The 7903-nt window shown below is 46.9% G+C and carries 5 protein-coding genes and 8 tRNA genes; all 13 read right to left on the reverse strand.

The annotated features are described in order from the left end of the window. Nucleotides 1–881 (reverse strand): carbohydrate ABC transporter permease (locus AB4Z17_RS31485; RefSeq protein ID WP_441964224.1); only part of this gene is annotated, 881 nt, incomplete at its 3' end. An 89-nt stretch (nt 882–970) separates the two neighbouring features. Next, on the reverse strand, nt 971–2176 hold the full coding sequence (locus tag AB4Z17_RS31490; protein ID WP_441964226.1) for an ABC transporter substrate-binding protein: 1206 nt from the start codon (nt 2174–2176) through the stop codon (nt 971–973). A gap of 177 nt (nt 2177–2353) precedes the next feature. After that, nucleotides 2354–3979: a response regulator gene (locus AB4Z17_RS31495; RefSeq protein ID WP_441964228.1), complete on the reverse strand. Its 1626-nt coding sequence runs from the start codon at nt 3977–3979 to the stop codon at nt 2354–2356. Nucleotide 3980: 1 nt separating this feature from the next. Further along, nucleotides 3981–5786 carry a sensor histidine kinase gene (locus AB4Z17_RS31500; protein ID WP_441964229.1) on the reverse strand — a complete coding sequence of 602 codons (1806 nt, stop codon included), beginning with the start codon at nt 5784–5786 and terminating at the stop codon, nt 3981–3983. Between the two features lie 199 nt (nt 5787–5985). Then, complete coding sequence (pdaA, locus tag AB4Z17_RS31505) at nt 5986–6744, reverse strand: delta-lactam-biosynthetic de-N-acetylase (RefSeq protein ID WP_441964231.1); 759 nt, start codon at nt 6742–6744, stop codon at nt 5986–5988. A gap of 178 nt (nt 6745–6922) precedes the next feature. Continuing rightward, nucleotides 6923–6999: transfer RNA gene (locus AB4Z17_RS31510), tRNA-Pro, on the reverse strand. Nucleotides 7000–7007: 8 nt separating this feature from the next. Beyond that, nucleotides 7008–7083, reverse strand: a tRNA-Thr gene (locus AB4Z17_RS31515). Between the two features lie 75 nt (nt 7084–7158). Next, a tRNA-Thr gene (locus AB4Z17_RS31520) sits at nt 7159–7234 on the reverse strand. A gap of 32 nt (nt 7235–7266) precedes the next feature. After that, nucleotides 7267–7343, reverse strand: a tRNA-Met gene (locus AB4Z17_RS31525). Nucleotides 7344–7363: 20 nt separating this feature from the next. After that, nucleotides 7364–7438, reverse strand: a tRNA-Glu gene (locus AB4Z17_RS31530). Between the two features lie 14 nt (nt 7439–7452). Beyond that, nucleotides 7453–7540 (reverse strand) — tRNA-Ser (locus AB4Z17_RS31535). A gap of 5 nt (nt 7541–7545) precedes the next feature. Beyond that, a tRNA-Asn gene (locus AB4Z17_RS31540) sits at nt 7546–7621 on the reverse strand. A 5-nt stretch (nt 7622–7626) separates the two neighbouring features. Continuing rightward, nucleotides 7627–7703 (reverse strand) — tRNA-Ile (locus AB4Z17_RS31545). Nucleotides 7704–7903 lie beyond the last annotated feature (200 nt).

Consider the following 7903-nt stretch of genomic DNA (forward strand, 5'->3'; position numbering starts at 1 on the left):
CGATTAGACAGCAGATGGTAGACAAGCGTAATGATGCCTACAATTACGGCTGTAGTGAAGCCGACTGCGCTTCCGTAGCCGAACTGCTGGTCAACGACCGCACCGGAGGAAGGCGTAGGGAAAAATAGCTTATATACGTATAAATACATAACTTCAGTTTTTCCAACCGGGCCGCCCTCGGTCAGTACCATAATCGTTTCATAGCCTTTAAGCGAGTTGATAATTGCCAGCATAATAACGATTTGCAGAACAGGTCCAAGCATCGGAATCGTCAAATACCAAAACTGCTGTCTTTTGTTTGCACCGTCTAGCGAAGCACTCTCATACACATCATTCGGAATATTCTGGAGTCCGGCCAAGAACAACAGCATATAGTTGCCCACAGCGCCCCAGATGGCAATAATAATCGTAGTCATCATTGCGTTTTTGGGTCCAAGCCAGTCAATTCGCTCGGAGATAATATGATACTTAAGCAAATACTGATTCAGCACCCCGTTATACGAATTAAAAATAATAAAGAACACGACAGCCATAACCGCGGAGCTGATGACCGTTGGCATAAAATAGATTGCACGAAGTACATTGCGGCCATTGAGCTTCTGGTTCAAAATAACGGCTAGCAGCAGGCACAGCGGTATTGTTACAATCAGCTTGCCTCCCGCATAAATGAACGTATTCACTACGGAGTCCCAGTACTGGGTATCGGCAAGCAGCCTGCGGAAGTTGTACAAGCCGGTAAATCTAGCTTCGCCATAGCCTTTATAATCATAAAACATATACCGGATAGCCCAGCCTAGCGGATAGATGCCTAGTACAACCGTTAGCAGCAGGCTTGGAAATAAAAAAAGATAAGAAAAACTCATTTGACGCGCTTTGATCATCGTTTCCACTCCCGTACACTCTGTCTTAGGGGAAAGCAAAGGGTGGAGTCTGCACTCCACCCCGCATTGCTGTTCTTATGGTGAAGCCTTTATTTGGCACCCAGCTTCGTTGGATCAAACTCTGGTTTCGCTGCCGTGGTCACATCGCCGCTAGCAATCGCTTTATCAAGCGCCGCATTGTATCTTGTGTTCAAATCCTGAAYGATCGCATCCAGATCCCCGCCGCCCAGCATATATTTAAAGAATGCATCATTGTACTTAATGACCTCAACCGTAACAGCCGGACTTAATGGCCACGTAGCATCGTTGTCGCTTGGCAGGAAACCATCAATGCCATTGATGTCCGGTTTCGCGGCAACTGCCGAAATCGAAGGTACCATCGAGATGCCAAAGCCTTTTTCATGATACGTTTTCAAAATTTCATCGCCGTACATATACTCCATGAACTTCCACGACGCTTCTTTGTTTTTGGAGGAGCTGCTCAGCGCCAGCCATTGGCCGCCAAGGAACGAGCTTGCTCCTTTGACTGTGCCATCAATTGTTGGCACAGGTGCTGCAGCCCAATCGATTTTCGCAGGGAATTGGTTTTTGTATACACCCGGCTCGGAAGAGAAGGAAAGGTACATGCCTAGCTTGCCTTCCGCAAACTGCGCGCGCAGCGGATCGATATCAAGCGACTCCATGCCTGGCAGCGTGCTTCCGTCGTCATACATTTGTTTGAAGGATTGAATTATGTCTTTGAAGCCTGAAAAGTCGTATTTTCCAGTTTTAAAATCATATCCGAAGCCGCCGTAACCGCTCACTTCAGCAATGACACGTGCAGAACGGCCAAACGCGCTATCCGCATTTTTGAAGTTTTGCGCGAAGCCGTAAGCGCCCTCTGCCTTGCCGACAGCCGTTATTTTCTTGGCTGCGTCGACCATTTCCGCAAGGCTTGTTGGAGGAGCGGCAATGCCTCCTTTGGCGAACAGATCCTTGTTGTACACCAGCCTTAATGTCGAGCCATAGTTCGGCAAGCTGTACATTTTTCCATCAATTTGGTTAAAGTCCTGAATGACTGGGAACTGCTCCTTCATCTTGTCTGTCAGCATCGCATCAATCGGTGCAAGATAACCCTTAGTTACGTAAGTCTTGATCGTATTCTCCTTAACTCTGAACACATCCGGTCCCTGTCCGGAAGAAAACGCCAAGTCGATTGCCTGATCGTAATCATCCGTCTTGACGACCATTTCCACCTCGATGTTATCCGTATTCGTGTCATTAAAGCTTTGAACAACCCCCTTGATATAGTCCATATCGTGGCGATCTCCTGTCCAATACACGATTTTTGTCTTTTTACCGCTTTTCGCTGGAGTTGTTGCGCCCTCCGATTCCGCAGGCTTGTTGGAAGCTCCGCTCTCCGCCCCTGGCGAATTGTTGTTTGTGCTTCCGCAAATAAGGGCAGATATTTCATGTTTATCAAAACCCTGCTTCTACGGCTTTGGCGACCTGCCTAAGGAGATTTCCTTAAACTCCGTCGGCGTAAGGCCGGTCTGCTTTTTGAATACCTCGCTGAAATAACGCCGGTGTTCATAACCAAGCTCCTGCGCGATTTCCTGCACTTGAAAGTCCTCGATTAGCATCGATTTCGCCCGCTCGATTTTGGCCTGCGTGACGAATTGCTGGAAGGTCGTTCCCGACACTTTCTTAAATAAATTGGAATAATAACCCCAGCTTAGATTCGCCTGCCTAGCGCAATGCTCCAAAGTTAGGTCAAGATGCAAATGCGATTTAATATAATCGATAGATCTATATATAATTTTTTGCGATTCGCTTGCCCTCTCCTTATCGATCAGTCTGCAGCCGATTTCGCAAAGCTCAGTCAACCATTGCCTATACTCCTGCAGCGACGAACGGCTTCCCCGTCTCGCCTCCTGCACCTTCGACTCAAACTCCTTCAGGCTGCTGCGTGGAAACTTCTCCAGCAGCACCCTAAGCATTCTCAGGGACAGGCCGTGAAAGAGATGCTCGACATCGCTAGGCTCGGGGAGCACGGAGGAGCTTTGCATTTCATCAAAAATGGAAGCAAGCCACTCTAGTGTCTTCTCTTTATTGCCCGAGCGAAACCCAAATAAAAATTCGTTTTCACTCTCTGTCGTATAAATCCATCCAGCGGCGCTGTCCTGCGCTTCTTGCTGGGAGCTAAATGCGCCATTTCCCCCGGTATAGAAATGATAAGACAAGGCGCTAAGCGCTTGCTGATAACTCTTCGGGAGCTCACGTACACTCCCCGCCTCCATCCCGATGCCGATGGAAATAGTAAACTTCGTGTAGCTGGCGATATTTTCGCAGCAGGAATCAGCAATCCGCATCAACCGATCCCCAGGCTGCGCCTGCATAATGCAGACGTAGCGATTAAGCGCCTCCCGAAAGATAACAGCCGATGTATGCTCCTTGATCGTCTCCTCAACGATATTTTGCAGGGAGAAACGCGCCAGCTCCAGCTCTTTCACAACCAAGCCGCCATATTTGTCCGTAAATTGGTCAATTTGAATTACCATGACCGCAAGCGGAGCCTGCAAAGGCGGCAGATCTAGAAATCCCCACCACTGTGAAATATCCGCCTCTTCGGTCTGATGATGGACAAGCAGCGACATATACTCCTGCCGCAGCGCGGGCAGGCTTTCCTTGATCTTTTTCTCCAGCCCAATGACATGCGAACGCTCCCGTTTGTCTTGCTCTGAGGCTTCTTTCGCCTTTAAGACAACTTTGATAATATCCTCGATTGAAAACGGCTTTTTCACATAATCAAGCGCCCCGTACTGGATCGCTTTTTTCGCATATTCAAAATCGGTGTAAGCGCTCAAAATAATAATTTTGCTATGAGGCAGCATTTCCACAATGCTCCGCGTCATTTCAAGCCCGTCCATCTTCGGCATTCGAATATCGGTCAAAATTATGTCCGGCGACGTTTGCCGGATGACCACAAGCCCCTCTTCGCCATTCGTGGCGCTGCCGACCACCTCGATCCCATGCTCCGCCCAAGGGATTTTGTGCTTCAGCATATCTACTACACTTCGAATATCATCTACAATGCACAATTTCACCGGTTGACCCATGTTACCCCATCCCTTCCGTCTGCTTCGGAATCCAAATCTCAATCCGGCCTCCGCCACTATCATTATTGCTTATGATCATGCGCTGCTGGTCGCCGTAGTACAGCTGGAGCCGATGATATATATTGCGGAGAGCATAGCCCTCATCCATCGTCGTTGGATGAATAATCGAAGCCATGAGCTGCTCGGGAACGAGACCCGTCCCATTATCCTCTACCGTCAAATGCAGCCAGTCCTCTTCCGATTGCGCATTAATATAAATTTCACCGCCTGATTCCCGATCTTGGAAACCGTGCAAAATGCTGTTTTCTACAAGCGGCTGAATGACGACTTTTGGAATTCCGCAGGCAAGCAGCTCCGGCTGCACCTCGATATGGCAAACGAACAGCTCCTCATAAGAAATCTGCTGAATGGCTAAATATTGGCGAACATGGTCAAGCTCATCCTTCAGCGTAATTAAGTCTCTCCCGCCGCTAAGACTAAGCTGAAACATTTGGGATAAAGCCAGAATCATCTCATTAACGTCCTTATTCTCGCCAAGCACTGATTTGCAATAAATTGTATTAAGCGTATTGTAAAAAAAATGAGGGTCCATCTGTGCGGAAAGCGCCTTGATCTCGGCCTTTCGCTTCTCACTCTCCCGCACCTTGACGTCTTCAATCAGCTGCTTGATTTCGTCCAGCATCCGATTAAAGCGAAACCCCACCTGGGATACCTCATCTTTGTATTCGCTTTCGAAACGTACGTTCAGATCATTTTCTTCCACCCGTTTCATCAATCTTTGGAGACTGTACAACGGCTTTAACAATAAATAGATCAAGTTGTTCGCTATGAATAATGAAAGAACCATCAATCCCAGTATGACGTAAATCGTTGCTTTCTTGATGCCGTTCAGTTTCGCTAGCAGGTCGCTCTTCGACTGGATACCAACAATCATCCAATCATTCTTTACCTCCAGTCTTGCGTAGTTCACCAGATATTCCTTTTTCTTATCCTTATAAAAAAACGATCCCATCATTTCATCGGTCAGCTGTTTCGTGAATGAAGAATGCTTTGTCAACTGATCCTCCTGACTCGATCGATTATCCAAATTCACATCTTCGCCCGCTGAATCTACAAAATAATACTGTTTCTCCGCTGTCGACAGATTTTCCATGAACAGCTCATACAAATCATCTTGCTTCACATTAATGACCACATAAACATTCGATCGCTTCTCGCCCAGCTCATTGACTCCCTCCACAACAAGGGAAATCACATCCTGTTTGTCCATAAAAAAGGCATCCTTATGCCCTTTCGTCCAAAAGCCTCGCTTTATTTCCTTGAAATGCTTATACAGATCCGAATCATAAAACGAGTTTGCCGTGTCCCGGACATTGGAGGTATGATAATAATCGCCAATTGGCGAAGCAATCAAAATGCTGTCAATCATCGAGTCATTGAATTTCACCTGCGAGAAAACACCTTGAAGTGAGGTCCACGTATTGTAATAGTGGTCTCGGTCATTGTTTTGTGCATCGGTCATCACCTGCTTGAACGGGTCGCTGAACATAAGCGCACGAACGGCAATACCGATGTTCTTAAGCCGTTCATTTACGATTTGAGCAGATTGGTTGACCGTATCCTGACTCGTTTTGAGCGCATTCCTCTGTATTTCCTTCGAAGCGATCCAATAAGCAATCCCTCCTGTTGCTGTAAGGCCAAACATGATTAAAACAACGAAGGTCAGCCATATTCTGTGCTTAAGCGATAGAGAATAATATAACTTTTTAACAAACGTTCCCCATTTTTTTTTGCTGAACATCATCATTCACCTCTCATCGCCTAAGTGGACTTAGGCACACTCTACTTAATTATAATAGAAGTTAAAATAGCTAAACATGCGGCAAAGTAAGGGATGAGGACAGAATTCTAAAGATTTTAACATTGCGTTTGCAATATAAAATGGTTCGGAATAACAAAAAAACCTCAACCCCTGTAATGAGGTTAAGGCTTTTGGACGTACTTTACTAGATATTTAAATCAATGCCCATCTGATCTAAGCTTTTGAATAGATATCCTTGCCGGCGAGCCTCGTCTATAATTCTGCCGAGCGCCTCGGTGTTGTCTTTGGAAATGGAATGCAGCAGGATGATCGCTCCGGGATGAAGCTGCTTAACAACCTCGTTATACGCATATTGTGATCCTCTTTGCGCATTCACATCCCAGTCCTTGTACGCCACTGACCAAAATACATTCGTATAGCCGAATTGTTTGCTAGCGGCAAGCATCCGTTCGCTGAATATGCCTCTTGGCGGCCTCAGATACTTCATTTCCTTCTGGCCGGTCAGCGTTTCTACATGCTCCTTGACCTTATCGAGCTCCGTTTTGATGCTTGATTCTGAGAGGGTCGACATATCCGGGTGACTCCAAGAATGGTTGCCTACAATATGCCCCTCCAGCACCATCCGCTTTAAAAGCTCCGGCTGATCTTTGACATAATGTCCCGTTACAAAAAAGACCGCTGGTACTTGTTTATCTTTTAATACATCAAGAATACGCGGTGTGTAGCCATTCTCGTAGCCGTTATCGAAAGTAAGATATAGCTCCTTTTGCGTTGTATCCCCTAGAAACAAAGCGCCGTGCTTCGTTACGATTTCTTTAAAGCCCTCCTCATCGATCGAAGGCAGACGCCCCTCCACGCTTTTCTTAAACCCGAAGTGGAATACCCCTGGCTGCCCAAATGCAGCTGCTGGACTTATTACGCCCCATAAGATCGCAATAAGCATGACAGCGACTCTAACCCTTTGCTTCAACAGTAAAGCCTCCTTATTCAATGAAGTGATTGCACTTCATCCGCATATTGCGTTTATATTTCCCCACAAACACATAAAAAAACCGCTATTTCCATAAGTCCTGTAGACTTTGAAAATAGCGGTTTATGTTGTCAATCATTCTGTTAAAAGATGGTCGGGACGACACGATTTGAACATGCGACCCCCTGGTCCCAAACCAGGTGCTCTACCAAGCTGAGCTACGTCCCGAGAAAAGATGGTGCCGTCGAGAGGACTTGAACCCCCAACCTACTGATTACAAGTCAGTTGCTCTACCAGTTGAGCTACAACGGCGTAACGGTTATGTCTACCTTTGCAGGTAGTTTTGATGCTTGYCTGGCAGCAACCAGGGAGCATCGAAAGAAAAAATGGTGCCGTCGAGAGGACTTGAACCCCCAACCTACTGATTACAAGTCAGTTGCTCTACCAGTTGAGCTACAACGGCATATGGATTTTTTTCACCATTTAAAGGTGTTTTGGTTGCGGGGGCAGGATTTGAACCTGCGGCCTTCGGGTTATGAGCCCGACGAGCTACCGGGCTGCTCCACCCCGCGTCATTTTGAAAGAAAAAATATGGTGACCCGTAGGGGACTCGAACCCCTGTTACCTCCGTGAAAGGGAGGTGTCTTAACCACTTGACCAACGGGCCTTGAAAAATTGGAACGGAGAGAGAGGGATTCGAACCCTCGCACCACTTACGCAGTCTAACCCCTTAGCAGAGGGTCCCCTTGAGCCACTTGGGTATCTCTCCAAACTTGGCTCCCCGAACAGGACTCGAACCTGTGACAACTCGATTAACAGTCGAGTGCTCTACCAACTGAGCTATCAGGGAAAATATGGTGGGCCTTAGTGGACTCGAACCACCGACCTCACCCTTATCAGGGGTGCGCTCTAACCAGCTGAGCTAAAGGCCCTAAGCATAAACATAAATCTTATGTAAGATCAATTGTTTATAATCAGGTAATCAAGTTGCGCCCTGAAAACTGGATACGAAAGATTAGGCTTGCTGAAGCCTTTATGCTGCTGTCTACTGGATGTATGGGTCACAGTAAACGTGTTTAGGATAAGCCCTCGACCGATTAGTATTCGTCAGCTACACACATTGCTGTGCTTC

Source organism: Paenibacillus sp. TAF43_2, assembly GCF_052113545.1.
GTDB lineage: Bacteria > Bacillota > Bacilli > Paenibacillales > Paenibacillaceae > Pristimantibacillus.

Bases quoted from the DNA above. Each gene is read 5' to 3' on its own strand.
- AB4Z17_RS31495 (WP_441964228.1), bottom strand. From the start codon at position 3,979: ATGGGTCAACCGGTGAAATTGTGCATTGTAGATGATATTCGAAGTGTA.
- AB4Z17_RS31500 (WP_441964229.1), bottom strand. From the start codon at position 5,786: ATGATGATGTTCAGCAAAAAAAAATGGGGAACGTTTGTTAAAAAGTTA.
- pdaA (WP_441964231.1), bottom strand. From the start codon at position 6,744: ATGCTTATTGCGATCTTATGGGGCGTAATAAGTCCAGCAGCTGCATTT.